The sequence below is a fragment of the Fundidesulfovibrio putealis DSM 16056 genome, assembly GCF_000429325.1.
Lineage (GTDB): Bacteria > Desulfobacterota > Desulfovibrionia > Desulfovibrionales > Desulfovibrionaceae > Fundidesulfovibrio > Fundidesulfovibrio putealis.
In genome coordinates, this window is record NZ_AUBQ01000005.1 from 240,281 (window position 1) to 267,051 (window position 26,771).

A 26,771-nucleotide genomic window follows, 5' to 3' on the forward strand; every position below is an offset into this window, starting at 1 on the left:
GGGCTACCTCGGCAGGACCGGCTTGGCGGTCTTCAACTCGTCGGGCCAGACGATTTCACGTTTGCCCTTCTGCCACTGCTCGGTGAGCGGAAACTGGCGCAGCTGCATGCCGCCCGCGTCCACCCCGAAGCGGCCCAGGATGGTGACCGTGTCCAGGGTGGCCAGCGTCTTCCTGAGGGATTCCCGGCCCTTGTCTCCACCCTTGGCGAGCGCGGTTTCCAGCAGCTGGCCGCTGGCGTAGGCGGACGCCGCCAGGACCTCCGGCTCCTGCGAGTAGGCGCTGCGGAAGGCGGCCACGAAACCGCTGCCGCCGGGATAGGCGGCGGCGATCCGCGCCTCCCAGGCCGTGGCGGTGAACACGCCGTTCATGTCGCGCGCGGAGAGTTCGTGCAGGTTGTGCTGGAACATAGTTGTTGATGCGTACACCGCTTTGGGTTTCCATGCCATGCTTTTCAATAAGCGGATCGTGCGGGTGCATCCTTCCTGGGTTCCCCACACCGTGACCACCTCGGCATCGGCGTGCCTGGCCTGCTCCAGCGCCTGGGCCACGTCCCGGACCTGGATCATCGATTCGCTGACCAGTCGCAGGCCGTAGCGCCTTATCCACTTGGCCGTGTTGGTCCGGACCCTCTCGCCCTGGGGATGGTCGACTATGATGAGGGCCATGCGCTCGTACCCGGCGCGGGCGATCAATTCGAAGAACCCGTCAGGCCATTCGGCCATGGGCGCGAGCACGCTGAAAACCAGCCCCTTGCCGTTCTTCCACAAGCTGTCCGAGGCGGGCATGGCGAAGAGGCACGGGGTCTGGGTGCGCTCCAGCACCGGAACCATGGCCAGGGCCAGGGAGTTGTCCGCCGGGCCGAGAATCACGTCAGCCTTTTTGTCGTCAATGAGGTCCGCATAGGCTTCTGCGGCCTTTTCCGGAGTGGAGGCGTCGTCGTGGAGCACCAGCTCGACCTGCCTGCCCTGGATTCCCCCACGCGCGTTCACGTCGCGTTGCCAGAGCCGGAGCCCCTTCTCATACATCTCTCCAGCCTGGGCGAGGCTGCCGCTCCGGCTGACCGACGCGCCAACCCTGAGGGGGCGTTCCGGCAAGGTGGCCTGGGCGGCCATCGCAAGGAGCGCCCCGAAGGCAAGAAGAAGTAATGCAAAAATGCGCACGTTCGTGGAACCTTCACAGGGAATTTACTGATACCATATCCGAATATCGCGACGAAGAACAAGAAGGAAAAGATGCAGCTTGCTGTGCGGAGAGAATATTTCCTTTATCGGATGTCATGGGCAGAGAGTTGCGTTGGCAGTGCGCCCGTGCGGGCTGCGACAGAATGCGCGCAAGCCGGACCAGCGTCCGGAAACCGGGAGCAGGCCCGGTGCCGATCGGTTTGCCGGGCAAGACGAGTGAGGGGGATGGTCTACGTCAGGCTCAAGGAGCAGCCAGCCTGCCGGACCTGGATCGGGCCAGGGGAATGCACCCGCACGCGGAGCGCGGATGACGAGGCGAGTCCTCTCAGCTTAAGGGGGCTCGCGATGCCCCGTGCGCGGGCGTGAGGCAGGAAAGTACAGGAAATGGGGGGACGACGCTGGCGGCGGACCTCAGCGGACCCAGAGCGCCACGCGGGTGGCCATCCAGTCCAGGGTCAGGGCGGGGTTCACCTGCCCCACCAGGGCTTCCTGGACGGTTTCCAGCAGGCGGTCCAGGCGGCGAAGCCCGGTCAAATCCAGGCGCGAGGCCAGAAACGTGCCCATGCTGGACGTGGGCCGCCCGGCCAGGATGTCGGCCAGCTCCTTGGAGAGCGCCAGCACCACCAGCATGGCCAGGGTGCGACCGCTCATGGGTTTGGGCTCGTCCGATGCTCCGAGCGAACTCTGGACGGCTTTCCTGGGCTTGGCCTTGCCCTTGGAGACCGCAGGCGCGCCGTCGTCGGCGGAAGCCGCCTTGGCCTTTGTCTTCGCGCCCACCTTGCCCAGAAAACCCTGGCCGGTGCGCCAGAAGCGCTCCAGTTCCCGGACCCACTGGGCCACTTCGTCCATGCCGCCCACCTGGCCCGTATGATCGGAAAACCCCGCCTCGGGCCAGGCCAGGGTCAGGGTCCAGGAGCGCGACACAAGCGTTGGCAGCAGGCGTTCGCGCTGCGGGGTGAGCAGCAGAAAGCAGTTGCCGGGGCGCGGCTCTTCCATGGATTTGAGCAGGGCGTTGGCCGCCTGGGGGGTGAGCCCCTGGGCCTCGGTGAGCACCACCACGCGCCATCCCGGCCCGCGCGGCGGTTCGCCGACCTTCTGGCGCACCTCGCGGATGTCGTCCACCTTGATGGACTGTTCCGCGCCGTCCAGAAAGAGCAGGTCGATGAACACCTTGTCCATGATCTGGGTGCAGGCGTCGCAGGAGCCGCAGGCGCCGGGCGCAACGCCGGAGACGTGCGTATCCGGGCCGCAGTTCAGGGCTGCCGCGTAATAGAGGGCGGCGGCTTCGCGCTCCGAAGCCGTGCCGCCCTCCAGAACGAGCACCTGGGGGGGATTTTGCGCCAGTTGGTCGAGCCGCCTCCGGGCAAGGTCCTGTCTGGGGCCGAGCCCGAAGAAAGTGGCGTTGGCCAAAATGGCTCCCTGGTGTGGGTAGATGGCTTGACGAGTGGTTTCATTGTCCCTGGAAGACGCATCCGTGTCTTCCAGGGACAATGGCGCTAGCTTCTGTAGATGGTCTGTTCGCGGTCCGGGCCAACGGAGACGATGCTCACCGGCGCGCCGGAGAGCTCCTCCAGGCGCAGGATGTAGTCCTTGGCGGCCTTGGGCAGCTCGTCCCAGGTGCGGCACTTGCTCACGTCCTCGGTCCAGCAGGGCATGGTCTCGTAGATGGGCTCCACGTGGGCCAGCGCGCCTTCGCGCTGGGGCGGGTAGAGAATCTCGGCGCCCTCGTAGCGGTAGGCCGTGCAGATCTTGATCTGGTCCAGGCCGCCCAGCACGTCCAGCTTGGTCAGGGCCAGGCCCGTGGTGCCGTTCAAGCGCACGGCCTCGCGCAGCAGCACCATGTCCTGCCAGCCGCAGCGGCGCTTGCGGCCCGTGGTCGCGCCGAACTCAGCGCCCACGCTCTGGAGGTGGTCGCCGTGCTTGCAGGAGAGCTCGGTGGGGAAGGGGCCGGAGCCCACGCGGGTGGTGTAGGCCTTCACCACGGAGACCACGGCGCCAAGCTCCCTGGGCGAGCAGCCCGACCCGGAGGCCGCGTTGCTGATCACGCACGAGGAGGAGGTGACGAAGGGGTAGGTGCCGTGGTCGATGTCCAGGTGGGTTCCCTGCGCGCCCTCGAACAAGACGCCCACGCCCGAGGCGTTGGCCTCCTGGATCATGGCGGACACGTCCGCGATGTAGGGCTTGATGCGCTCGGCCAGGGGCTTGAGGGCCGCCAGCACGTCGTCAGTCTTCAGGGGCTCCATGCCATAGAGGCCCGTGAACAGGGCGTTCTTCTCGCACAGGGCGTGTTCGATCTTGCGGGCCAGCAGCTCCTCGTCCAGAAAGTCGGCGGCGCGGATGCCCACGCGCGAGGCCTTGTCCTCGTAGCAAGGGCCGATGCCGCGCCCGGTGGTGCCGATCTTGGCTCCGGCCTTGGCCGACTCGCGGGCCGCGTCCAGGAGCTTGTGGTAGGGCATGATGATGTGTGTGCGGTAGCTCACGGCCAGACGGGCCGGGGACATGTCCACGCCCGTGGCGGCCAGTTTGTCCACCTCCATCAGGAATACTTCGGGGTCCAGGACCACGCCCGCGCCGATCACGCAGCGTTTGCCCTGGTGCAGGATGCCGGAGGGAATAAGGTGCAGGACGGTTTTCTCGCCGCCCACCACCAGGGTGTGCCCTGCGTTGTTTCCGCCGTGGAACCTGACGATCAGTCCGGCCTGCTCCGTCAGCAGGTCTACGATCTTGCCTTTACCCTCGTCGCCCCATTGGGCGCCGTGCACCACCAAGCCAGCCATTGAGCCTCCAAAATGGGTGGGGACGAAGCGCCGCGCGTCGTGCCCCGCCAGGGCTTCGGCCCTGGTTGCCCCGCAGGAAATCCGTCCCGCGACCCCCGGCAATTGAGGTTTGATCGGCGCGGCTCAGGCCGCACCGGAAGTTAGTCCTTTCACAAAAGGCTTTTTTGCGTAAAAAACCCCATCAGCGTTGTCAACGAAATACGGTGAGACGCATGCTGGAGGCTTACGCGCGATTATGGAATTTACAGTCTATCTAGCCCCGAAGGGCTTTACAAATGAATTGATCTACGAGCTGGGCGACGTGGCCGAGGTGGTGGACCGCCTGGTCTTCGCGCCCGGACCGCCGCGCCCCGTGGCCTGGGCCCAGAACATCTGGCTCAACCCGCAGCGCATACAGATCGAGTCCATCTCGGACGGGGCCAACAAATTGAAGGCCCTGCAACGCAACTGGTCCCTGTGGTCGGTGCGCCACAACCGCCGCGCCCGCCTGATCGAGGAGCAGCTGCCCGCCGTGCGCTCCAAGCCCGTGGCCATCGGCACGCCGCCGCCGCGCTCGCCGCTTGGGGCCTGGACGCTCCTGGAGCGCGACGTGATCGTGGCATCGCCGTCGTGCTCGAGCCCCTTCCCCCACGGGGAGGTGCAGTTCATGGAGAACAAGATCGACCCGCCCAACCGGGCCTATCTGAAACTCTGGGAGCTGTTCACGCTGCTTGAAGCCGCGCCCAAGGCCGAGAGCGTCTGCCTGGACCTGGGAGGCAGCCCCGGCGGCTGGACCTGGGTGCTGGCCAGCCTCGGCTGCAAGGTGCTCACCGTGGACAAGGCCCCGCTGGAGCCGCGCATCGAGAACATGCCGGGCGTTGATTACCGCATGCTCTCGGCCTTCGCCCTGGACCCGCGCGAGGTCGGCCCCGTGGACTGGCTCTTCTGCGACGTGGCCTGCTACCCGGACCGCCTGTGGCGGCTGGTGGACCGCTGGCGCACCTTCGGCAAGGTCCGCAACTTCGTGTGCACCCTGAAGTTCCAAGGCCCCACGGACCACGAGACCGCCGCCAAGTTCTGGGCCTTTCCCGGCTCGCGGCTGGTGCACCTGTTCAACAACAAGCACGAATTGACCTGGGTGCTTCTGGACAAGGAGGAATTCCCCAGCTTCGCGCCCGAGCAGCCGGACACCGGCGGGGCGGACGCCGCGAACCTGGGCGAGTTCGGCATGCCTGTCGATGAAGCGTGAGACATCAAGGCTGATGGATGACGTGCGGGATAAATCCCAAACGCAATGTTCGTTCTGAATTGCGTGCCGATGCGGCAATGAGGAGCGGACATGATTGATGATCTCTCCACGCCCCCGGCGGGCAGCTGTTCGGGCTGTCTCTCGGAGCATCTCACCTGCGAGCAGATGCTCCGGCTCTACGACATCCTGCTGGATAGCATGCAGTCCGGCTTCATGCTGCACGACCGGGACGCCCGCGTCCTGGTGTGCAACCGCAAGGCGGCGCTCATCCTCGGCCTCGAAAGGGCCTGTCTGGTCGGGAGCACCCCCGAGGCCCTGGCCGGGCGCATCTTCCGGGAGGACCGCACTCCCGTCGCCCCGGAGGATTTCCCGGTCAACGTGGTGCGCCGCACCGGGCGGGCGATGGAGGACGTCATCCTTGGGATCGGCTCCCCGGACGGGGGCATCCCCGTCTGGATTTCGGTGAACGCCGCGCCGGTTCTGCTCGTGGACGAGATCGACAAGATAGCCGTCTCCTTCATCGACGTGACCGCCATGAAAACGACCGTGGATTCGCTGCGGCGCAGCGAATCCAACCTGAAGAACATTCTGGAGCACACGCCGCTGGGCGTATGCGTCACGGACGAAATGGGCCATTTCGAGCAGGCCAACGACGCATACTGCAAATTCTACGGCTATTCCCGCCAGGAGCTGCTGGGCAGGCACTTCACCCTGGTTGTTCCGCCGGAACAGCGCGCCTTCATGTCCGACCTGCACGACCGCTTCATCAAGAGCGGGACTGAGATTCGCGGCGAATGGGACGTGGTGGCCAAGGACGGACAGGTGAAGACCATCATCGCCGACGCCGCCCGCATCGTGATGGACGCGAACAAGATGCGCAAGGTCACGTTCGTCATGGACATCACGGACAAGAAGCGTTTCGAGGAAGAACTGAAACAAACCAACGCCCAGCTTGAAGCCCAGAACCGCATGGACCCCCTCACCCGGCTGCACAACCGGAAATACGCCATGGAATGCCTGGAGACCCTGGCCGGGGAGTTCAAGCGCTACGGCAGCGATTTCTGCGCAGCCATGATCGACATCGACCACTTCAAAAAGGTCAACGACACCTTCGGGCACAGGACCGGGGATGAGGTGCTGGAGTGCGTGGCCCGGGAAATCACGGCGCTCTCTCGCGAGACGGACGTGGCGGTTCGCTTCGGCGGGGAGGAGTTCCTGCTGATCATGCCCCATACCTCCCTGCAGGGATCCATGGCGGCCCTGGAGAAGATCCGAGCCCGGATGGAGTCGCTGGCCATGACGCCGCACCGGATCAAGGTGACCGTCAGCGCGGGCGTGGCCCGGTACCGGGAGCAGGGGATTCTCGAATTCATCGAGGATGCGGACAAGGCCCTCTACCGCGCCAAGAACGCAGGCCGCAACCGGGTTCTCAGCGCGCCGGAGTGACGGCCAGGGCTCGATGCTTCATCTCGTGACGTGAAAACAGGCAGTGCCGAAACAGTGGAAGTCTCATGGAGCTTCCTGGCGGGATGAGATGGCCCAGGCTGGCAGCGTGAACGCCGAAACGCCGTCAAGAACCCGAAAACGTCCACCGGGCAGGCAACGCGTCGGCTATTCGCCCGCTCCCGGCTCGTCTTTGGATTTGAACGACAAAACCTTGCCCTTGGGCTTGGCGGGGCTCGCAGCCGCCGCGCCCGGCTGGCCGGAGCCAGCCGCTCCCGGAGCGTGTGACGCCGCGCTCCCGTGGCCCGGATTGGGCACGGCCTCGATCAGGCTCTTTGGGGGCGTCTCGCCCGGAGTGCGGCCCTCGGCCCAGTTCAGGTTGAAGAGCTGGTTCTTGAAGCGCACCGCCTGGATCATGGAGAGGATCAGGACAGCCTCCTCCCACCGTTTGGACGGCTCGAAACGCTTCACCTGCTCGGCGTAGCGTTCCCACATGCTCGTCAGCGACGCCTCGTCGTAGTTGTTCAGCTGTCTGGCCAGCTTCACCAGCACTTTTTCCACGGTCCCTCCACTGTTCGAGGCCAAGGCCTAACACGATTTCCCGGCGCGGCCAATGGCCGTTTGCCGCCCGGACCCGGTCATGCTATCAGGCCGCTTGCAGCAAGACCACCACGGGAGCATGCCATGAGCGACCTGAAAAAAATGTACACCACCATGCAGGGCGACCCCTTTCCCCAGGACATGACCATCACCCTGGGCGGGCAGACCCTCACCTTCAAGAAGCGCACCTGGACCATCGACGGCGAGGTGAAGGGCCTGCGCTACGGCGAGAACCCCGACCAGCCCGCCGCCGTCTACCAGCTGGTGGACAACGCCCTTGAGCTCGACGGCGTGACCTTCCGAGGCCCCGAACGCGGCATGGTGTCCGCGCTCACCGAGGAGCATCTGATCCAGTCCGGCAAGCACCCCGGCAAGACCAACCTCACCGACGTGGACAACGGCCTGAACATCCTCCAGTACCTCTCGGCCAAGCCCGCCGCCGTGATCCTCAAGCACAACAACCCCTGCGGAGCCGCCTGGACCAACGAAGGCCTGGCCGTGGCCTTCGAGCGCGCCAACCTCTCCGACCGCATCGCCGCGTTCGGCGGAGCCATCGTGGTGAACCGCACCATGGACAAGGCCACCGCCGAGCTGATCGTGGCCAACTACTTCGAGGTGGTCGCCGCGCCCGACTACGAGCCCGCCGCTCTGGACATACTCAAAACCAAGAAGAACCTGCGCATCATCGCCATCCCCGGCATCAATCGGCTGGCCGAGGGCATCGCAGAGCCTTTCCTGGACGTCAAATCCCTGTCCGACGGCGGCATGGTGCTCCAGTTCTCCTTCCGCAACCGCATCCTCAGCGCCGCCGACTTCCTGCCCGCACAAGGCTCCACGAAAGACGGCGCGGCCTTCATCGCCCGCGCCCCCAGCTCCCAGGAAGCCGACGACCTGCTCTTCGCCTGGGCCGTGGAAGCAGGCGTGACCTCCAACTCCGTCATCTTCGCCCGAAACGGCGCAACCGTGGGCATCGGCACCGGCGAGCAGGACCGCGTGGGCGTTGTGGAGCTGACCATCCACAAGGCCTACACCAAGTACGCAGACCTTCTGGCCTTCACGCGCCACAAGCTCTCCATTCACGAGCTGCGCGAAAAAGCCGCCGCCGACCCGGCGCTGGCCACGGCCCTGGCCGACATCGAGGCCCAGACCAAGGCCGACCGGGGCGGACTGCCCGGCAGCGTGCTGGTCTCCGACGGGTTCTTCCCCTTCCGCGACGGCGTGGATCTGGCCATCGCCCAGGGCGTCATCGCCATCGCGCAGCCCGGCGGCTCCATCCGCGACTGGGAAGTTGTCCAGGCCGTGAACGAAGCCACGCCCCAGGTGGCCATGGTCTTCACGGGGCAGCGTTCTTTTAGGCATTAACACCGGGCTCCGCCCGGACCCGGCAGGGCGCTGCCCTGCACCCGCCAGGGGGATGATCCCCCTGGACCCTCAGTGGGCTTCGCGTCTTAATCCGTCCATGATGACGAATTTCGACGCGAAGCTACTTAAAAGTTTTTGAAAGGAGGTCCAGGAGGAAAACTTTTTTCAAAAAGTTTTCCTCCTGGCCGCCGGAGGCGCTCTTCTCTTGACGACGACCAAACACCCGTCCATCCAACCCATCCCTACCGCAGGCTGCATCGTGGAGTTCCTCCAGGGCAACGAGCCGCACCTCGCCTGGGTTGAAGAGGCGTCCGGCGACAAGCTGCGCCTCTACACCCTGAACAAGCGCGAATCCAAGCTGTCCGCATCGCGCCTGCTGCCGTGGTCCGGGCCGCGCTACGACGGCCAGTTCAACCGCGAGGCCATTCTGGAAAAGCTGCGCGAGCACGCCAAGCGCCGCGAAGACATCTCCGCGTCCATCGATCCGCTGGAGGTGTGGGAGCTGGCCCAGGGCGAGGTGAACCAGGCATCCACCCTGTGGTTCGCGGGGCTGGCCTTCGAGACGCCGGACGTGGACCATCTGGCGGCCATGGGGCGTGCGCTTCTGGGCGTGAAGACGCATTTCAAGTTCCAGCCGCCCAATTTCGAGGTGCACGCGGCTGAGGTGGTGGAGCGCCGTCTGGCCGAACAGGAGCTGGCCCGCGAACGCGAGCTGGTGGTCACCGCCGGACAGACCTTCTTCCATGAGCTGTGGACCGCCTGGGCCTCGGGCAGGAGCAAGGACGTTGCCAGGCTGGAGTCGCACCTGGACCCGCAGGCGGCGAAAAAGCTCAAGGAACTGCTGCGCGGCCTGCTGGCCGATCCGGACAGCCAGGAGCTCGCGCCCCTGTGGGCGAACCTGCGCAAGGGGCTGCCCGAGCACCCCAACCAGCCGCTGATCCTGGCAATGGAGTGGGGCGTGGTGCCGCCGCACCACAACGCGCTGCTGGACCAGGCCGGATACGATGCCGGGGACGAATGGAGCGTGGCCTTCGCGGGGGAGATCGCGGCCCTGAAGCAAGATTTCGAGGCCAAGCGGGCCGAGCCCGAGCAGGTGGAGTACCTGAGCATCGACTCGCCCACCACCCGCGACATCGACGACGCCTTTCATGTGGAGAAGACTGGGGACGGCTGGCGCGTGGGCATGGCCCTGGCGCGCCCGACCCTGTCGCTTGATTTTGACGGTCCGCTTGGCCGGGCCATCTGGCAGCGGGCCACCAGCCTGTACCTGCCCGAATGCGTCAGCCACATGATGCCCGAGGAAATCGGCTGCGGTCTTTACAGCCTGACCGCCGGGCAGGACCGGCCCTCACTGATATTGGAGTGGACCCTGGACGAGGCGGGCGCTGTGAAAGAGTTCGCGCCCAGGATGGGCTGGGTGCGCGTGGCCGCGAACCTGACCTACGAGGGCGTGGAAGAGGCCCTGGAGCGGGGCAGCGCGCCGGACTCAGTCAGCGCGGCCTGCGAGCTGGCCGGGATGCTTCGCGCGGCGCGCATCGAGCGCGGGGCGGTGATAATCGACAGGCCGGAGCCCAAGATCACGCTTTCCGGGCCGCCCGAGGCGGTCCAGGTGGAGATCGGCCCGTCGGAGGACCACCCCAGGGCCCAGATGACCGTGAGCGAGCTCATGATCCTGGCCAACGCGTCCATGGCTCTATGGGCCGGTCAGCACGGGGTTGCGCTTCTGCACCGCGTGCAGGACATCTCCATCCCCCACGGCTGCGCCGGTGTCTGGACGCATCCCGTGGACATGCACCGGGTGGTGAAGCAGCTGGCCGGGGCTTCCATGGAAGTGCGCCCCATGCGCCACGCCAGCCTCGCGGCGGACGCTTACGCGCCGATCACTTCGCCGCTGCGCAGGCTCTCGGACCTGGTCAACCTGGCCCAGGTGCAGGCGTTTCTGGAGACGGGCGCGCCGCGCTACACCCGCGAGGAGCTGGTGGCCAAGCTGCCGGAGATCACCTCGCGCCTGGACGCGGTGGGGCAGGTGCAGCGCTACAGGCCGCGCTACTGGAAGCTGGTGTACATGCGCGAGCACTGCCGCGAGAAAGAGTTCGAAGCCGTGGCCCTGGAAGAGTGCGGGCAACTGGTCAGCCTGTCGATTCTCGATTTGCAGCTGTTCGTGCGCACCGGGCGCGAGGTGCTGGGATCGAACTTCCAGCCGGGGCAGCGCTACTGGCTGAAGCTCGGCCGGGTGGACCCGCTGACCAACGAATTCCGGGTGATGAGCGCGAGAGAGGCCGAGGAAAAGCCCGACGTGGGCGACTGGTTCCAGACGGACGATCAAGACAAAGACTAAGGAGCAGGCGGATATGCTGTTCGCGAAACTTCTCTGGCTTGGGCTGGCCTATCTGGCCGGGTCCTTCCCCTTCGGTCTGTTCATCGCCCAGGCGGCCTGCGGCATCGACCCCCGCGCCGCTGGCAGCAAAAACATCGGGGCCACCAACGTGGCGCGCCTGTGTGGAACGAAGCTCGGCGTGGCCACACTCCTCCTGGACGCACTCAAGGGCTTCGTGCCGGTGGCCGTGGCCTGGCAGATGTCGGATTCCGGCTGGTTCCCGGCCCTGACCGCCCTGGCTTGCGTGTGCGGCCACATGTTCCCGGTCTTCCTGCACTACAAGGGCGGCAAGGGCGTGGCCACCACCATCGGGGCCTTCCTGGCGCTTGCGCCGGGGGCGATTGTGGTCTCGGGCATCCTGTGCGCCGGAGCCATCGCGGCCACGGGGTTCGTGTCCGTGGGGTCGCTGCTGCTGGCGGCCAGCCTGCCCTTCACCGTGCTGTGGCTGGGCAAGTCCGGCATCGTGACGGTCACCCTGGTCATCGCCGGGCTGGTCATCTGGAAGCACAAGGAGAACATCTCCCGCCTGCTGACCGGCGAGGAGAAGCCCTGGAAGAAGAAAGCCGAGTAATGCGTCCGGTTTCAGGGGGAACGCCCGCCCAGGCGTGCCTGGCTTTCCTGGTCGCGCTGGGATTCGTGCTGCGCGTGTATAACCTGGGCGTGCCGTCCCAGTGGATGGACGAGATCCTCGTCCCGCTGAACGCCAGCCATCCCATGGAGTACATCCTGGAGCTTTCCAGGCGCATCGAGGTCCATTCCCCGTTCTTCTACATGATCGTAAAGGCCCTGCTGGCGGCGGATTCGGGGGATTTCCTCCTGCGCCTGCCGTCGGCGCTGGCCGGTGCGGCCACGATCTGGGTGGTGTTCCAGCTTGGCAGGGAGCTGCATGGTGACCGGCTCGGGCTCTATGCGGCGGCGTTGATCGCGTTGAACACGCACCATCTGTACCTCTCCCGCTACATCCGCCCCTATGGGCTTACGGTCTTCCTGTTCAGCCTGACGCTTCTGCTGATGCTTCGTGCGGAGAAATCCGGGAGGCGGGGCCTGCTGGCCTGGCTGCTGGTTGCCGACGCGTTCATGGTGCTGCTGCACAACCTGGGGGTGCTGGTGCTGGCGGCGCAGGCGTTCTACCTGATTGTCCGCCGGGCTGCGGGGAGGAGTCCGCTGAGCTGGCTGGCGGTTGCGGGGTTTTCGGCCTGCACGGCGGCCCTGGGCGCGGGCGCGTGGTTCTTCTTCATGCGCAGCAGCATCGTGGGGGAATTTCTGGCGCAGCCCATGCCTTTGGGCGACTCCCTGGCCGTGGTGGGCGAGAACTTCCTGCGCAACCTGTTCTCGTTCGACGCCCCCTGGGTCTGGGGCGGTTTCGCGCTGTGGTTCCTGGCGGGGCTGATGCTCCTGTGGCGCGCCGATGCCTGGAGCGGCTTCATCGTCGCGCTGTTCGTATTCCTCCCGCCGCTGGCCCTGGTGGGCGCGGGCATGACCTGGAACCTGTGGCCCAGGCACCTGAGCCACGTGATTCCACTGGCGGCGCTGGCCATGGCCGCGCTTCCGGCCTCCCTGCGCCTGACCGGATCGCGTCATGCCCTGTTGGCCGCATCATTGGGGATGGCCGGGGGCGTGGTGTTCCTGTGGCCCGCCCATGACCGCTTCTACGAGGTCGACAGCTACCGCGACCGGGTGATCGGCACCAATTACAAGCTCCTGGCCCGGGAAGTCCCCTCCGGCATGGGGCCTGCGGACGCGCTGGTGGTCACCAACGACTATTTCCGCAACGGCCTGAACTGGTACGCAGACCGTGGACCGCAGCCCAACCGGTTCCGTTCCCAGACCATCACCCCACAGGACCGGGCAATCCGGCTGCACGTGCTGGCCAACCTGCACTACGGGTACTTCGCCAAGGGCTGGCAGGACTTCGAGGAGCGCCACAGACCCGAGAGCGTGCGCCGCCTGGAGGAGAACGTCCGGCTGTTCACGCTGCCCGTGGAGCGCGACCCGGTCTTCACGGTGCGCGAACGCTCACGCCCAGTGGCCGTGCCCATGGACCTTGCGGGATTCTACCGCAGCGTGGGCGCTCTTCGCGACGCGGTATTCTTCCAGGACGCGCGCGGGCCGTTCGCCATGGCCACCCGCAACAACTCCGAGGCGATGCTGGAATACGTGTTCGCCAACGAAACGGGCGGCGCTCCGGGTACAATCGTCCTGAACCTGTTCTACCGCAACACAGGCAAGGGCAACCACCTGACGGTGGAGACTGCCTTTGACGGCGAAGCGCCCGCGCCGCACCCCATATCCATGGGGCCGGACCCGAGGAGCCAGGCGGGCATTGTGCTGGAGCGCGCCGCGCCGTTTTCCAGGCTGACCGTGCGGGTGAAGATGGTCTGCGCGCCGCTTACGCCCAGGTTTCCCGGCGGCAACTACGAGACCCTGCGTTTCGAGGGGCTGGAGGCGTCCTTCTGCGGCTCGCCGGACGCCCCGGCAACGCCGGGCTGCCTGGAGGCCATGGCCGAGCGCCGACGCGACAACGCCCTGCGCAATTTTCTGGCCGAGCGGTTCCTGGCTGCAAGCACAGTGAAGCAGAAGATTGACTCCGTCTCGCCTTTGCTGCGCAACGTCCCGGATGAGCAAATGCCAGGTTGGAGCAGGCTTGAATCAACCTCGCCGGACACTGCGGCCAGCCTTGTGGCCGAACTCCAGCCAGGCAGGGAACTGCTCGCCGTCTACCCCCGCGTGGGCGGCGGGTCCGCTGTGGCCCTGTATCAACTGGGGCCGGACGGCAGACGCGAGGAACTCCTGGCGCTGCGTGGCCGCGAAAGCGCCTGGACGCCTGTGTCGGGCCAGTATCCCATCCGCCTGGATCCGTCGCTTCGGGTCGGCGGGGCCTACCGCGTCGAGGCCGTGCTGGTGGGCAGGTGGGCCCAGCTCTGGAATAATAACGGAACTATTTTCTTCGAGCAGTAGAGCGGTTACGCCTGGGTCGCCCCGGCGTGGCCGCTCTTCAAATTGACATGCCCTCAGGGAGGGCCTAAATCATCGCATCGCCCCGGAAAACGGAAGACGGTGCAAATCCGTCGCAGGCGCGCTGCTGTAACCGGCACTCACGGGCGGCAGGCCACTGGATGGAGAGACCATCCGGGAAGGCCTCCGCGCACATCCGGCCGGAAGTCAGAAGACGTTCCTGGGGAGTTTCGGCCTGACCCCGCGAATGGGTCATGGTTCCCGCAAACTGATCGTGGCCTCGCCGCAGTCCGCCTTCTGGCGACGTGAGCGCGGCGTCCACGACGCGTCGAAAGCCGAGCCTGGGCGCAGGCGGCTCTCGATGCCCTTCTCCGTCGTTTCCCGCGCCGAACCCTTTGCATTTTTTCGTAATTGATAAATCCAGGCCGTTTGAGCAGTTGCATATTCAGTTAGGGAAGTTGCTGATATGTTGAACTATTATTTTCTTTTTTGCGGAAACGCCTTCTGCTAGGAGCATATCGTAACCACGATGCACACGCACACCCCCACCATCCCAGCCATCTCACTCGGTCACGGCGTCCACGCAGCCCCGGTCCCCCCGCTGGAGCGCTCCCCCGGACAGGACCCGGCCAGGATCAGGGCGGTGACGTCTTTCACGCTCAGCGACTGGGCCGGAAAGGCCTGCGCCGTGGTGTACCTGGGCGGCTGCAACCTGCGCTGCCCCACCTGCCACAACGCCACCCTGGCCTTCACCCCCGAGCTCCATCCCCCCTTGGAGACCGGAGCGGTGCTGGCATCGCTTGCGGCCCGCAAGCCCTGGCTGGACGGGGTGGTGGTCTGCGGCGGCGAGCCCACGCTGGACTCCGGCCTCGCTGATCTGGTGGAGAAACTCTTCGCGCTGGGGTTCGCCGTGAAGGTGGACACCAACGGCCTGCGGCCCGAGGCCGTGGCCGCCGTGCTGGCGCGCTGCCCGGACACGGTCTTTGCCGTGGACGTGAAAGGCCCCTGGCACATGTATCCCGAGCTCACCGGCGGGGGCGTTTCCTCCCAGGCTGCGCGCGAGCGCCTGGAGATGGTCTTCGCCATGGCCCGCAAGCATCCGCAATCATTCTTATTCCGTATCACCCTGGTCCCCGGTCTGACGCCGGAAGACGTCCAGGCGGCCAGGGACTCCCTGCCCGCCGGTTTCGTCCTGAAAGAACAAACGTATATGCCCCCCGCCTCAAGTTAAGGAGATCCCATGCCCCTTCAGATACAGAAACGCGACGGCTGCCTGGAAACCTGGTCCCTGGAGCGCATCGCCCAGGCCATCCTCAAGGCTTTGAAAGCCAGCGGCATCCAGGACCCCATCCTGGCCAAGCGCGTTGCCCGCAAGGTCGAGGAGAAACTCGAAGGGGTGGACGTGCCCCGCCAGGAGCACGTGCAGGACATGGTGGAGCGCGTGCTCATGGAGTCGCGCCTGTACGAGGTGGCCAAGCGCTTCGTGATCTACCGCGAGAAGCGCCGCACCCTGCGTGAGCAGAAGGCCGCGTACCTGGACATCAAGGACACCATCGACACCTACCTCTCCAAGGCCGACTGGCGCGTGTCCGAGAACGCCAACATGGCCCACTCCTTCCAGGGGCTCATGCTGCACCTCTCCGGCACGGTGCAGGCCCGCTACGCCCTGGAGAAGTACCCCGAGGAAGTCCGCGCCGCGCACGACCACGGCTATTTCCACATCCACGACCTGTCCTTCGGCCTCGCCGGATACTGCGCGGGCTGGAGCCTGCGCGACCTCCTGCTGGAAGGCTTCAACCTGGAGGGGCGCTCCTCGGCCGGACCGGCCAAGCACTTCGATTCGGCGCTCGGCCAGATGGTCAACTTCCTGGGCACGCTCCAGAACGAGTGGGCCGGCGCCCAGGCCTTCAACAACGTGGACACCTACCTCGCGCCGTTCATCCGGCACGACGGGCTGGATTACCAGCACGTGCGCCAGGCCGTGCAGAAGTTCGTGTTCAACCTGAACACCACCTCGCGCTGGGGCGGCCAGACCCCCTTCACCAACCTGAGCTTCGACCTGACCGCGCCCAAGCACATCGCCAAGGAGGCCGCCATCATCGGCGGCGCATTCCAGGACCAGAACTACGGCGAGTTCCAGGCCGAGATGGACATGTTCAACCAGGCCTTCCTGGAAGTGATGGCCGAGGGCGACTACTACGGCCAGATCTTCTCGTTCCCCATCCCCACCTACAACGTCACGGAAGATTTCCCCTGGGATTCGCCCATCGGGACGCGCCTGCTGGAGCTGACCGCCAAGTACGGCGCGCCCTACTTCCAGAACTTCATCAGCTCCGACCTCTCGCCTGAAGACGTGCGCTCCATGTGCTGCCGCCTGCAGATGGACCTGCGCGAGCTGCGCAAGAAGGTCGGCGGCCTGTTCGGCGCGGGCGACCTGACCGGCTCCATCGGCGTGGTCACCCTGAACCTGCCCAAGCTCGCCTATCTGGCCCAGGGAGAGGAAGACTTCCTGGACCTGCTCACCGAGTACGCCACCCTGGCCAAGGACGGGCTGGAGTTCAAACGCAAGCTCATCCAGGGCCACCTCGATCGCGGCATGTTCCCCTATTCCTCGCGCTACCTGAAGAACGGCTTCAAGGGCCACTTCTCCACCATCGGGCTGGTGGGCGGCCATGAGGCCTGCCTGAACATCCTGGGCAAGGGCATCGAGACCGACGCGGGCGTGCGCTTCATGACCCGCACCCTGAACCACCTGCGCGACGTCACCACCCGCTTCCAGGAAGAGACCGGACACCTCTACAACCTGGAAGCCACCCCCGCCGAGGGCACCAGCTACCGCCTGGCCAAGATCGACAAGGGCCTCTACGCGGACATCCAGGCCTCCGGCGACGACGTGCCGTACTACACCAACTCCACCAACCTGCCCGTGGGCTTGAGCGAGGACGTGATCGCCGCCCTGGAGCACCAGAACAAGCTCCAGCCGCTGTACACCGGCGGCACCGTGTTTCATACGTTCCTGGGCGAGGCCGTGGCCGACACCGAGGCCCTGAAGAACTTCATCATCAAGGCCTTCAAAATGACCAAGATCCCGTACCTGTCCATCACCCCGACGTTCAGCGTGTGCAAGGACCACGGATACATGTCCGGCGCGCACCCGGAATGCACCACCTGCGGCGCGGACTCCGAGGTGTTTACCAGGATCGTCGGGTACTACCGCCCGGTGTCGCGCTGGAACAAGGGGAAGAAGGCGGAGTACGCTGACAGGGTCACGTATATGGGTGTTTGTGGGTGTGAGCCGGGGCAGTTGTAGAAGCTGCATAAAGTCAAAGGGGGCTTCGGCCCCCTTTCTTTTTGGCCTTTAGAGACATTTGTCGGCATCATACAACCCTTGCGGCATCTCCAGGAGAATTCTTGTGAAGCCCTTTCGACTCTCCCTTGCCGCGCTGCTGGCCGCCGCAACGGCCATCTTCCTGACCCCGCAGGCCGCACAGGCCAATGCGGGCGTGCCTATGATTTTCCTGACGCTGCCCGGCATGACGCTCGCGCTGGCTCCGGTCATCCTGCTGGAGATGCTGGTTCTCTCGTCGCGGCTGGGAATTTCGCGGGGGAGCGCCCTGAAGGTCTCGTGTGCGGCCAATGCGTTCACCACATTCGTCGGATTCCCGTTGACCTGGCTGGCCCTGCTTGTCCTGGAGATGGTCACGGGAGGTGGCAACGCATACGGCCTAAGGGACACGCTACACAAGATCCTCGCCGTGACTTGGCAGGCGCCGTGGATGATTCCCTACGAGGATAACCACAGCCTGGAGTGGATGGTTCCGGCTGCGGGCATGTGGCTGCTGATTCCCAGCTTCTTCACGTCCTGGTGGCTGGAACTGCGCGTTGCGGCGAGGATGCTCCCGGACGTGCCACGCGCGTGGGTGAAATCCGCCGTGCTGCGGGCGAACCTGTTGACCTACGCCCTGCTGGAGGCGCTGGTCCTCGGGTATTTCCTGTATGTTGTTCTCTGGGTGCTGTAGCATGGCCAGCCCGGTTGATTCCGCTGCAAGGGCCGTCATCCTCACCATCGGCCACTCGAACCACCCGTTCGAGCATTTCCTCGGCCTGCTGCGCCGTCACGCCATCACCGCCGTGGCGGACGTCCGTTCGCGTCCCTACACCAAATACGCCAAGCACTTCTGTCGCGAACCTCTGGAGCGGCTGCTACGCGCCCAATCCATTCCCTACGTGTTTCTGGGCGACCTGATCGGCGGCAAGCCAGACGACCCTGCGCTCCTCGGCCCGGACGGCAAGCCCGATTACGCCCTGATCGCCGCAACTCCCGCCTTCGCCACCGGCATCGAACGCCTTATCACCGGCGCATCAACCCACGTCATCGCCCTCATGTGCGGGGAGGAAGATCCCTCCTGCTGCCACCGGCATCACCTGATCGCCCCGGCGCTCAGCGCGCGCGGCCTCAGCGTACGCCACATTCGCGGCGATGGCCGCATCGAGGACGACGACGCGCTGCGGCGCGCGTCAGAGTCACAAGCCGGGCCGCAACAGCTGCTTTTGCTTTAGACCGCTCGTCCCCCCAGGAGCACACTCCTTCCCTGCGCATGAAAAGGCGAGGCACCCGTGGCCTTGGCCTCTCATCTGTTGTACGGTCCAGGCACCATCCTGTGCGGACTCTCCAGGATCTCACGAGGAGGCGACAATGGCGCGATCATTTTCGGACAGGGCCGCCGGGGCCGTGGTGGGGGCGTTCATCGGTGACGCCCTGGGACTGGGGCCGCACTGGTACTACGACCTCGCGGCCATGCGCCGCGACTACGGCGACTGGATCGACGGCTATACCGATCCCAAGCCGGATCGCTATCACGGAGGCCTCAAGGCGGGCGACCTGTCGCAGACCGGGCTCATCACCCTGGAGCTGCTGGAATCCGTGGCCGGGCACGGCGGATACGACCAGGACGACTTCACCCGGCGCATGGACCGGAACATTCTGTCCCGCACGGACGGCACAGCCTACAGCGGCCCTGGCGGCTACACCAGCATCTCCATCCGGGAACTCCACGAGGCGCGGGTCACGAAAGGGCTCGGCTGGAACGAGACGGGCGGTTACGCGGACACCACCGAGGCGGCGGAGCGGTCGGTGATCCTGGCGGTGCGCTATGCCCGGCTTCCCTCCCAGGCGGCGGCCCTTATCGCGGACCACGTCCGCCTCACCCAGATAGACCCCTTCGTGGCCTCGCAGTCCGTGGCCTACAACGTGATCGTGTCGGCCCTGGTGCGCGGTGACTCTTTTAATCGGGAGCTTGGAAAGACCCTGTGGAACATGGTGACCGAGGGCGAGCTGCCCTTCACGCGCTCGGTGCTGGCCGAGGACCGGGGCACGCGCCCGCAGGGCTTCCGCCCACCCAGCGACCGACTGTATTTCCCGGACGCGCTGATCTTCCCGTTCCACGTATGGGAGGCCGCGCAGGACCCGGACGTGCGCATCGAACCGGCCTGGAAGGCGTCGCTGGTGTACGGCATGCCCTGCGCCATCAACTGCCAGCTTCCGGCAGCCTACTACCTGGCCGCGCGCTTCCCGGGCGATTTCGAATCGGCGGTGCTGCACGCGCTGAACGGCGGCGGCAACAACATGTCGCGGGCCATGCTGACCGGTGCGCTTGTGGGGGCGCAGGTGGGTCTGTCGGGCATCCCGGAGCGCTTTATCCAAGGCCTCACGTTGCGCGGAGCTATCGTGGACCTCGCCCGGAAGATCGCGGCCCAGGCCGACGAGTAGCCGGACGCCGCCCCTCCTGACCCCAAAAAAAAGGCAGGAAGCGCGGCCTTGCGCGCTTCCTGCCCTGATCACTTGAGATGTAACAACTCGCTATGCGAAGCTATAAAGGATTCCAAAGGAACTTGTTCCTTTGGCCGCCGGAGGCATATTCTCTTCTCCCCTCCAGCTCCTCTTCCCTCTCTTGAAAAAATCTACAGCTTGGCCAGCATCTCCAATTCCTGCTCGTGCTCTTTCACCCACACGAACAGATCCTGCATCACGTCTCTGGCGGTCTTCTTGGGCTCCCAGCCGAACGTCTCCCGCACCTTCGTCGTGTCCGTCAGGTAGATCGCCATGTCGGCGGGGCGGTTCTCGGGGTCGCGGATGACCTCGATGCGGTTGCCGGTGATCTCCTCGCAGAGCATGGTGGTCTCAAGAAGCGAGAGGCTCACTTCCAGGCCGCCGCCCACGTTGAAGATGCCGCCGTCGGCCTTGCCCCAGTCGGCCAGCTGAAGCTCCAGCAGGTCGAAGAGGTCGGCGGGGTGGAACAGGTCGCGCACCTGTTTGCCCATACCGCCGAAGCCGATGTATTTGAGCTTGCGCTTGAAATAGTGGGCCTGCATCCACAGGGAGAACACGCCCTGGTCCACCTTGCCGAACTGCCACGGCCCGGCGATCACGCCGCAGCGGTTCACCACGCCGCGCACGCCGTACATGGCGCGGTACTCCTCCAGCACGAACTCCGAGCAGAGCTTGGTCGCCCCGTACATGGACTTGGCCCCGTAGATGGGGAAGCGTTCGGTGACGCCCTGGGGGGACCAGCCCTCGGGGCCTTGTTCCGTGGCCCAGACGAAGCGGGTGTCGCCCTCGGCGATGGGCACGGCGTTCAGGGGATCGTAGGCGTAGACGCGGCTGGTGGAGAGGAACACCACGTCGGCCTTGTGCTTGCGGCAGACTTCCAGGCAGTTGATGGTGCCCACGAGGTTGGTGTTCACCAGATACTCAGGGCTGCCGCCGAACCCGGCCAGCACGGAGGGCTCGGCGGAGCATTCCAGCAACAGGTCGATCTTGACCTCGAACTGCAGGTCCTCGGGGTTGCGGATGTCGCCGTGGACGAACTTGATGCCGGCCTCGGCCAGACGCGACAGGTTGAACTCGGAACCCCGGCGCTTCAGGTTGTCCAGGACGATGATGTCCTGCTTGGGATAGCGGGCCTTGTAGGCCATGGCCAGGTTGGAGCCGACGAATCCGGCTCCGCCGGTGACGAGTATCGCGCCGTCGTATTTTTTCATTATGGATCTCCGGCGTCCGACCGATGCTGAAATCAGGTCCGCACGCGTGGTGTTTTGAAGAACGCTGGTTGCCTACCAGGGGGCGCGGCGAAAGGGAAGTGCCGCGACGGACCTCAGGCCCGCTCGGTGCGCACCAGCTGCGCCAGGGCCAGGGAGATGGCTCCCAGCACCGCACCGGCCAGGAAGGGGATGCGGTAGTCGATGGTCCAGAGCAGCCCCCCCATCACCGGGATGAACACCGCCGCGATGTGGTTGATGGTGAAGCCCACGGCGGAGGAGGGGGCGATGTCCGGCTTATCGGCGATCTTTTGCAGGAAGGTGCGGATGCACACCACGAAGTTGAAGGCCAGCTGGTCGATGATGAACACGGCCCCGGCCAGGATGGGCGAGTCGGTGAAGGCGTAGGTGACGAACACCAGGATCACCACCACGTATTCCAGGCTCATGAGGGCGCGCTCGCCGAAGCGGTTGACCATGCGCCCGATGATGGGGTTGGCCGCCCAGGCCACCACGTTGTTGACCACGAACAGGGCGCTCATGGTGGTCAGCGAGAACTCGAATTTCTTGACCAGCAGATAGGCCGCGAACACCATGAAGATCTGTCGGCGCGCTCCGGACAAGAACGTCAGCGCGTAGTAGAGCCAGTAGCGCTTGCGAAGGATCATCTTCTTGTGCTGGGGCGGCATGGACTTGTCTGAGGGGTCCTGGAAGATGGCCCACAGGCCCATGAGGATGACGGCCCCGCCGATAAGCATGAAGAGCGTGGAATATTCCAGACGGCTGGCCAGCAGGAAGATCGCCCCGCCCACGGCGATGTTGGCGATGGCCGAGGCCGCTCGCAGGCGGCCGAGCACCACCGGTGCCATGTCCAGGCTGAAGTATTGCAGCGAGAGCGACTGGTTCAGCGGCTCGAAGTAGTGAAAGCCCGTGGACATGATGAGCGTGGTGAACACGATGCCCCAGAAGCTGGGCAGGAATCCGGTGATGCTGATGCCAAGGCCAAGCACCAGGATGGCCAGGGCGGCGGCGCGGTGCTCGGTCATGATGAGCAGCAGGTAGATGACCAGCAGCGACAAAAAGCCCGGAACCTCGCGGATGGACTGGGCCAGGCCCATGTCGAAGGCGGAGAATCCGGCGGTCTCCACGGCGAAGTTGTTGATGAGCGTCACCCATCCCTGCATGCCGACTTGCGAGGCGATGGTGGTGACGAGCAGGAACAGATACATGCGGCGCTGCGTTTCGGACATGGGGAATTCCTGGCGGATGGTATCCGGGATGCGGACTCTGCCAGAAACCATCGGGTTGGTCGAGAAGGGCAACGGGTACTTCGCTTGGCAAATAAAGTGGGCGGGAGTATGTCAGCATTGTCCTGTAACGCGCACCATATGGAGTGCCACGTATGACATTTGTGTGTCAAAACTCAAGCAAGTTCTTTTGCCTGGGAGATCTGTCCAGAGTAATATATGTAAACCTGTTTAGGAATGAATCCTTAAGGATAAGTCGCCATGCCGTCGTTGGATATGAGAACCATTGGCATCATCGCCCTGGTGCTGCATGCGGCCCTGGCCCTGGTGATGCTCCAGATCTACCTCACACGCAAAACCTATCCGGGGTTTCGCAGCTGGACCATCGGCCAAGCCTGCTGGGTGGCGGCGTCCTTTTTCTTCTATTTCCGGCCCATGTTGGGCGAAATGGTCTCCATCGTGGCCTCCAACGCCCTCTATATGGTATTCAGCCTGCTCATCTACAACGGGTTGGCACGGTTCTACGGCTTCGACCCCCACCTGCGAAAGCTCGCGTTGAACATCGGCGTGGCCGTCGTATCCCTGGGGTTTATCTACTGGTACCGGCTAGGCGTCGATAACGTGAACATGAGGATATTCTTCCAGTCCCTGGGGCTTGGGTTCATCGGCCTGAGAGGGGCGCTCGACCCGCTGCTGGTGGCGCAGGGGCGCAGATACCAGATCCAGACGGTCATCTCGGGAGCTCTTGCGCTGGTCTCGGTGCTCGTGATCATCCGGGGCGTGCTGGCGCTGTCGGCACCGATGTACACGGACATGGTCAATCAGGATGGCTTGCTGAGGACCGTGCTTATCGTCTCGCTGTTCTCCATGGTCATCGAAGTGTGCGGCTTCATCACCCTCATGCACGCGCGCGTGGAGGACGAACTGCTGGACACCCAGGCGCGCCTTCAGGAGCTGGCCGACACCGACTCCCTGACCGGGCTGGTGAACCGCCGCAAGTTCACGGAGCTCGTCGCCCACGACATCGGTCTGGCCAGGCGTCACGGACACGCCTTGAGTCTGATCCTCTTCGACCTGGACCACTTCAAGCAGATAAACGACGTGTACGGACACGCGGCAGGGGACGCCGTGCTGGCGGAGGTGGCCCGAAAATGCCTGGAGACCGTGCGCCAGACCGACATCGTGGCCCGCTGGGGCGGCGAGGAGTTCGCGGTGCTTATGCCCGAAACGGACCAGGAGGGCGCGCGGCTCATGGCCAGACGCCTGCGGGAAATCCTTCGGGAGCTGCGCCCCCTGGATGACCAGGCAGTCCGGACCACGGCCAGCTTCGGCGTGGCAGAGCTTGGCGGGGACGGGAGCGGCGAGAGCTTCGAGAGGTTGGCCGCACGTGCGGACGCGTGCCTGTACCGCGCCAAGCGGGAAGGGCGCGACCGGGTGTGCGTCAGCGCCTAGATGGCGCGGCGCGTGGAAGTGGCCCCAGGCCAGACAGGCAAAGCGTCTCTCGCGTCAGGCGCGCAGGCGGGGCGTTCGGGCAACCAGACCGCTTCGGCGGGTTATCGTCTGATTTGCCGGGCCGTCTTGGCATAATTGCCGGATGGGGGTACTCGTATCCCATCCATGTCCATCCAAGAACATCGGTTCCCCTGGCAGGACGCCACTCCGCAGCGCTCCCGCACCTGGTGGCCGGAAGCAGTCGCCTTCCTGGCCCTGCTGGCGGCCTATCGCTGCTGGAGCCAGATTGCGCCCCTGCAGCAGGGGCGCGATTTCATCACCTACATGTCCTATTTCGTCCAGCTCTTCAGGCCCGAGCCGGTGGATCACCTGCTCATGCTCTTCAGGACACCGGGCGCGCCATTGTTTTTCGGCACGCTGGACGCGGTGGGCGGTCCGGAACTGGTGGACGCGTCGCTGAACGCCCTTTTCGCATTAAGCCTGACCTGTCTGTTCCGGGCGGTCCGACTGGCCTGGAACACTCTGGCCGCCACGCTCGTGCTCTGCCTGCTGGCGCTGCTGCCGTCCTACAACTGGGCCTGGCACACGGTGGCCAGCGAGAGCCTGTCCTGCGCGGGCGTGGCCTTCCTGGCCGCTGCCTGCATCGGCGCATTCCGGCAGCAGACCCCGGCGCGTTGGGCCATCCTTGGTGTTCTGGCCTTCTCGTTGTCCATGATCAGGCCCTCCGGGCAGCTCTTTGCGCTGCTGTCCCTGGGGGCGCTCTCCCTGGTTGGCGTGAGCTTCAAAGTCCGGTTCAGGCTTCTGGCGGCCATGCTCGTGCCCTTTGCGCTTCTGACCACGGCCTGGATGACGCACAACGCGGTGCGCTACGGCGAGTTCACCGTGGCGCGGGGCGGTGCGGCCATCATCCCCGCCTACCGGGTGTTCCTGTGGGATCGCATCATGCGCCCGGACAACGGCCCGGCCTCGAGGGCGCTGGCCGAGGCCGTGGCCCGCGACCTGCTGCCCCGCAAGGAATACCGCGACAAACAGGTGGACCTGGATCTGTTCTTCACCGCCGGGGACAGCTTCATGTTCGCGGACCTCATCCCCCTCTGCGACCGCGCCTGGGGCTGGGACAGCAACTACGCCACGCTGCGCAGGGCCGCGCTGGAGGCCGTGTATTCCTCTCCCGGCGTGTACTTCTCGGGGCTTGCGGACACGCTGTGGCTGGTGTTCTCATCCAGCGAGCACGACATCTTCGCCAAATCCCGCAGGCGCTGGCCCGAGCCCCCGACCATTGCCGAGCATAAGCGGCGCATCGGCCTGCACGAACCGGCGCTGCCCGGAAACGTGGAGATTCTGTCCTCGTCCAGCGAGTACTGGCTGGCTTCGGGGTCCGGGCGGTTCCCGCATCGTGATGCTGATTTCCTGGACGTGAAGGCCTTGGAGAAACAGTACCTGGAGAGATACCCGGCGCTGCTGGAGGCGCTTGGGGACAGGCCCTGGGCCATGAAGCTGTGGGTGACGCTGGCGCGGGCGTCGTCGTGGTTCTACGTGCTGCCGCTTCTGGGGCTCTTGTGCTTTCTGGAACCGAGCCCCAGGTGCGCGGCGGTGCGGTGGCTCTTCGCAGTGAGCGCGGCAATCCTGGTGGTCACCTACATGGGCACGGACGCGGTGATCCAGTTCCGCAACCCCTTCGATCCCGTCTTCGTTCTGTCCGGCGTGGCCGGAGTGGCGACGCTCAGGAGACTTTTCCCAGCAGCTCGTCGCGGTTGAAGAGGCCCGGAAAGAACTTCACCCACAGGGCCACCACCACGAGCGTGCCCACCCCGCCGAGCACCACGGCCCCCACGGAGCCAAGCAGCGCGGCGGCCACGCCCGATTCGAAATCCCCCAGCTGATTGGACGTGCCGATGAACACCGAGTTCACGGCGCTCACCCGGCCGCGTAGCTCGTCAGGCGTATCCAGCTGCACCAGCGTGGAGCGCACCACCACGCTGACCATGTCGCTGGCGCCCAGCACGGCCAGGGCCGCGCAGGACAGCGCGAAGTTCTCGGACAGGCCGAACACGATGGTGGCCAGCCCGAACACGGCCACGGCCCCGTACATCTTCCTGCCCACACCGCGCTTGAGCGGGCGGCGCACCAGAAACAGCGACATGCACAGCGCTCCGACAGACGGCGCGGCCCGCAGGATGCCCAGGCCCCACGGTCCCGTGGCCAGGATGTCCTTGGCGAATACGGGGAGCAGCGCCGTGGCTCCGCCCAAAAGCACCGAGAAGAGGTCCATGGAGATGGCTCCCAGGATGTCCGGGCGCTTGCGGATGTACTCGATGCCACCCATGACCGAGCGCCAGGAGGCCGGTTCCTTGCGCTGGGTGACGGCTGGTTTGGGAATTCCCGCAGCCAGGAAGGCCGCCAGCAGGCAGGCCAGGCCGCTGGCCGCGTACACCGCGCCGGGCCCGGCCATGTACAGGAGCCCGCCTGCGGCGGGGCCGAGAATGACGGCAGTGCGCCAGACCGAGGCGCTCCAGGCCAGCATCCTGGGGAACTGCGCAGGCTCCACGAGGCCCGGCAGCAACGCCTGGAGGGATGGGGTCTCGAAGGCACGCGCCGTGCCGATCATGAACACACAGCCGAAGATGCCGTACAGACCGAGTGCGCCCGTGACGCTGCCCACGGCCAGGGTCAGGGCCATGAGGCCCTGGAGCAGCTGGCAGACGCTGGCGATGGTCTTGCGGTCCACGCGGTCGGCCACGTGGCCGGCCACGAGCGTGAGCAGAAACTGCGGCAGGAACTCCACCAGCCCGACCAAACCGAGGTTGAAGACGCTTCCGGTGAGTTCGTAGACCTGCCAGCCGATGGCCACGGCGGACATGTGGTAGGCGAAGCCGGAGGCGCTCCGGGAGAGCCAGAAGCGCGTGAAGGCGGTGTTGGCGAAGATGTCTGATTTCAGCAGGGACATTGGTTCGTCCTTCTATGCATTTCCGGCGCGCGCCGGAACGGTCGAAGGCCGTGACGTTGCGCCAATCGGGGGAAAGGTCAAGCGTGTGCTGATTCGCTTCGCCATCAAACATAAAAACGGGGGCCGTTCGGCCCCCGTTTTACGTCAATCGTATCGCATCATC

Annotated in this window: 20 protein-coding genes and 1 riboswitch; of the genes, 13 read left to right on the forward strand and 7 right to left on the reverse strand. The window is 65.3% G+C overall.

The window, feature by feature from the left end; genetic code table 11:
• Positions 1-3 precede the first annotated feature (3 nt).
• From G453_RS0106495 to G453_RS0106505, 3 genes are all read right to left on the reverse strand, one after another.
• A complete protein-coding gene (locus G453_RS0106495) occupies positions 4-1,161 on the reverse strand; it encodes an amino acid ABC transporter substrate-binding protein (RefSeq protein ID WP_156920830.1) in 1,158 nt (385 codons plus the stop codon).
• A 432-nt stretch (positions 1,162-1,593) separates the two neighbouring features.
• Positions 1,594-2,592 carry a hypothetical protein gene (locus tag G453_RS0106500; RefSeq protein WP_051271861.1) on the reverse strand — a complete coding sequence of 333 codons (999 nt, stop codon included), beginning with the start codon at positions 2,590-2,592 and terminating at the stop codon, positions 1,594-1,596.
• Between the two features lie 86 nt (positions 2,593-2,678).
• A complete protein-coding gene (locus G453_RS0106505) occupies positions 2,679-3,959 on the reverse strand; it encodes an adenylosuccinate synthase (protein WP_027190398.1) in 1,281 nt (426 codons plus the stop codon).
• Positions 3,960-4,194: 235 nt separating this feature from the next.
• Here G453_RS0106505 and G453_RS22730 point away from each other — a divergent pair, with 235 nt between their 5' ends.
• The gene (locus G453_RS22730) at positions 4,195-5,187 is read left to right on the forward strand and encodes an SAM-dependent methyltransferase (protein ID WP_156920831.1); all 993 of its coding nucleotides are present in this window, start codon (positions 4,195-4,197) and stop codon (positions 5,185-5,187) included.
• Between the two features lie 90 nt (positions 5,188-5,277).
• Complete coding sequence (locus G453_RS0106515; RefSeq protein WP_051271864.1) at positions 5,278-6,633, forward strand: sensor domain-containing diguanylate cyclase; 1,356 nt, start codon at positions 5,278-5,280, stop codon at positions 6,631-6,633.
• A 165-nt stretch (positions 6,634-6,798) separates the two neighbouring features.
• Here G453_RS0106515 and G453_RS0106520 read toward each other — a convergent pair whose 3' ends face one another.
• Positions 6,799-7,191, reverse strand: coding sequence for a hypothetical protein (locus tag G453_RS0106520; protein WP_027190400.1), 393 nt, complete (start codon positions 7,189-7,191; stop codon positions 6,799-6,801).
• 123 nt (positions 7,192-7,314) lie between these two features.
• On the opposite strand from G453_RS0106520, the gene G453_RS0106525 reads away from it, so the two are divergent.
• The 9 genes from G453_RS0106525 (at position 7,315) to G453_RS0106565 (ending at position 19,694) form a co-directional block, all read left to right on the forward strand.
• Positions 7,315-8,592: an IMP cyclohydrolase gene (locus G453_RS0106525; protein WP_027190401.1), complete on the forward strand. Its 1,278-nt coding sequence runs from the start codon at positions 7,315-7,317 to the stop codon at positions 8,590-8,592.
• Positions 8,593-8,797: 205 nt separating this feature from the next.
• Positions 8,798-10,930 (forward strand): ribonuclease catalytic domain-containing protein, encoded by a 2,133-nt coding sequence (locus tag G453_RS22735; RefSeq protein ID WP_235731708.1) that lies wholly within the window; start codon positions 8,798-8,800, stop codon positions 10,928-10,930.
• 13 nt (positions 10,931-10,943) lie between these two features.
• A complete protein-coding gene (plsY, locus tag G453_RS0106535; RefSeq protein WP_043644715.1) occupies positions 10,944-11,540 on the forward strand; it encodes a glycerol-3-phosphate 1-O-acyltransferase PlsY in 597 nt (198 codons plus the stop codon).
• The gene (locus tag G453_RS0106540) at positions 11,540-13,927 is read left to right on the forward strand and encodes a glycosyltransferase family 39 protein (protein ID WP_027190403.1); all 2,388 of its coding nucleotides are present in this window, start codon (positions 11,540-11,542) and stop codon (positions 13,925-13,927) included. The genes plsY and G453_RS0106540 overlap by 1 nt, the downstream gene beginning before the upstream one ends.
• A gap of 37 nt (positions 13,928-13,964) precedes the next feature.
• Positions 13,965-14,162: riboswitch (cobalamin riboswitch) on the forward strand.
• A gap of 291 nt (positions 14,163-14,453) precedes the next feature.
• Complete coding sequence (locus G453_RS22740; RefSeq protein ID WP_235731709.1) at positions 14,454-15,155, forward strand: radical SAM protein; 702 nt, start codon at positions 14,454-14,456, stop codon at positions 15,153-15,155.
• 9 nt (positions 15,156-15,164) lie between these two features.
• Positions 15,165-17,234, forward strand: coding sequence for a ribonucleoside triphosphate reductase (locus G453_RS0106550; protein ID WP_027190404.1), 2,070 nt, complete (start codon positions 15,165-15,167; stop codon positions 17,232-17,234).
• A 103-nt stretch (positions 17,235-17,337) separates the two neighbouring features.
• Positions 17,338-17,943, forward strand: coding sequence for a hypothetical protein (locus G453_RS22745; RefSeq protein WP_051271867.1), 606 nt, complete (start codon positions 17,338-17,340; stop codon positions 17,941-17,943).
• Between the two features lies 1 nt (position 17,944).
• Positions 17,945-18,484: a DUF488 domain-containing protein gene (locus G453_RS22750; protein ID WP_051271870.1), complete on the forward strand. Its 540-nt coding sequence runs from the start codon at positions 17,945-17,947 to the stop codon at positions 18,482-18,484.
• Between the two features lie 136 nt (positions 18,485-18,620).
• The gene (locus G453_RS0106565; protein ID WP_027190405.1) at positions 18,621-19,694 is read left to right on the forward strand and encodes an ADP-ribosylglycohydrolase family protein; all 1,074 of its coding nucleotides are present in this window, start codon (positions 18,621-18,623) and stop codon (positions 19,692-19,694) included.
• Positions 19,695-19,885: 191 nt separating this feature from the next.
• On the opposite strand, the gene G453_RS0106570 is transcribed toward G453_RS0106565, so the two are convergent.
• Positions 19,886-20,965: an NAD-dependent epimerase/dehydratase family protein gene (locus tag G453_RS0106570; protein ID WP_027190406.1), complete on the reverse strand. Its 1,080-nt coding sequence runs from the start codon at positions 20,963-20,965 to the stop codon at positions 19,886-19,888.
• Between the two features lie 113 nt (positions 20,966-21,078).
• Positions 21,079-22,212: an MFS transporter gene (locus tag G453_RS0106575; RefSeq protein WP_027190407.1), complete on the reverse strand. Its 1,134-nt coding sequence runs from the start codon at positions 22,210-22,212 to the stop codon at positions 21,079-21,081.
• A 258-nt stretch (positions 22,213-22,470) separates the two neighbouring features.
• On the opposite strand from G453_RS0106575, the gene G453_RS0106580 reads away from it, so the two are divergent.
• Together G453_RS0106580 and G453_RS0106585 are read left to right on the forward strand one after the other, a co-directional pair.
• Positions 22,471-23,661 (forward strand): GGDEF domain-containing protein, encoded by a 1,191-nt coding sequence (locus G453_RS0106580; protein WP_156920832.1) that lies wholly within the window; start codon positions 22,471-22,473, stop codon positions 23,659-23,661.
• A gap of 165 nt (positions 23,662-23,826) precedes the next feature.
• A complete protein-coding gene (locus G453_RS0106585) occupies positions 23,827-25,419 on the forward strand; it encodes a hypothetical protein (RefSeq protein ID WP_027190409.1) in 1,593 nt (530 codons plus the stop codon).
• Here the strand turns inward: G453_RS0106585 and G453_RS0106590 are convergent.
• Positions 25,385-26,608, reverse strand: a complete 1,224-nt coding sequence (locus tag G453_RS0106590; protein WP_043644717.1) for an MFS transporter — start codon at positions 26,606-26,608, stop codon at positions 25,385-25,387. The genes G453_RS0106585 and G453_RS0106590 overlap by 35 nt on opposite strands.
• Positions 26,609-26,771 lie beyond the last annotated feature (163 nt).